This window comes from Pontibacter sp. LHS1, assembly GCF_058932855.1.
This window is the reverse complement of record NZ_JBZYWF010000028.1, coordinates 1-1,474: the sequence shown is the minus strand read 5'-3', so window position 1 is coordinate 1,474 and position 1,474 is coordinate 1. Positions and strand designations below refer to the sequence as shown.

The window sequence follows — 1,474 nt, the reverse complement described above, 5'->3', positions numbered from 1 at the left end:
GAAAAAAGGTACTGTCTTAAAAGTCAAGCATTTTAGTTGAATTTTTCTTATCTTTCCCTTACCTGAAAGAGAGCTCCCGGGCCGACAGGTACTGGATGCTTATCTTGTGTAGCCCTGGCCACTGCCGGGGCTACTGTGTTTCTGTCAGCTGCGCTGACACCTGAAAAAGAGGCTCCGGCCTCCAGGCTTTGGATGCACTCTTCTGTTTGCTGCTGGTATCTGTCCTCCTGCCAAGCCTCGTTTCTCTTCCACAAAGTATAGATGAGAGCCAGCAGCTTTTTCTGCACGGCCACGTAAGCCACCATTTTCTTTTTCCCCTTCCCCGTCAGGCGCTCATAAAGCGCGCGGCAAACCGGCACGTTTCGGCTCACCGCATTGAAGGCCGGCATGTGCAGTATCCTTCGGATATGGCTGTTGCCCTGCTTGGAGATTTTGGTCTTGCCGCTCCGTTTCCCCGACTGGTTCTCCACCACGTCATAGCCGGCGTAGCTGGTGAGCTGCTTATGGCTGGTGAAGAGGGCAAAGCCATTGGTCTCGGCGATGACGGTGGCCGCCGTCAGCAGCCCCACTCCCTTGATGGTGGTGACCTTCTCTACTTTGGCCTTGAGCAAAGCATCCCTATCAATGACGGCCCTTATCTCCTGCTGGATGGCCTGTAGCTGTGCCTCATAGAGTTGGAGTGTCTTCCGGAGCCTTTTCACGGTACTCTTGCTGGCCAACATGGAATGTGACTCAGCATGGAGGCGGTTGGTGGCTTCGGTGCGCATCTGCTGAACCTGCTCATGCTCACGGGTAAGCTTACGCAGCAGGTAGAGCTGCTGGCTCATGGGCTGCCAGGGCTCCAGATTTCTTTCCGCGCCCATGTGAGCCAGCGCCCTGGCGTCGATCCGGTCGTTCTTAGATTTGCAGCCCAGGCTCTGGGTGAACTGCTTGGCCCTGTTGGGGAGCACTACAATGACTTTGCGGCCCGCTTGATAGAGATTCCAGGCAAGATGCTCGTAGTATACCCCAGTGGCCTCCATAATCACCACCAGCTCCGTTAAGGGATCTTCCCTGTTACTTACCCACTTGCTGAACTCTGCAAAACCTTTTGGGGAGTTGGGGAAGCATCTGCTGGCTTTCACCACCACCCGGTGCTCCTGGGTAAGCACTGAGAAGCAGGCGTCAAACTTGTCTTTTGAGATGTCGGCACTAACCGACTGCTTGATGACTTTCATAACTTGGGGGTTTTGACATGGAACAAAGACTCGGAACCAATGCTCTTCCTGACATTTCACTCATTGTTTTATGCAAGGTCATCCCAGCAAGAGATACCTTTAGGTACTGTTCAATCTATGGGAAGAGGCAGGCAGGTGGAACTCCCTTTTTTCCAATATCACCAGGTGTATTTGCTCTAAGGTATTTTTGCCATCCTGCCTGTGGTTTCTTACTTTCTAATACTTGCATTCTTCCTGATGGATTCAAAGATATGAGC

At 52.4% G+C, this 1,474-nt stretch carries 1 protein-coding gene; it reads right to left on the bottom strand.

Annotated elements, in window-relative coordinates; genetic code table 11:
* Positions 1–47 precede the first annotated feature (47 nt).
* Complete coding sequence (locus AC5FXQ_RS21720) at positions 48–1,217, bottom strand: IS110 family RNA-guided transposase (protein WP_493604507.1); 1,170 nt, start codon at positions 1,215–1,217, stop codon at positions 48–50.
* Positions 1,218–1,474: the final 257 nt, after the last annotated feature.

Excerpts from the sequence above, each read along its gene's own strand:
- AC5FXQ_RS21720 (WP_493604507.1), bottom strand. The coding sequence starts at position 1,217 with ATGAAAGTCATCAAGCAGTCGGTTAGTGCCGACATCTCAAAAGACAAG.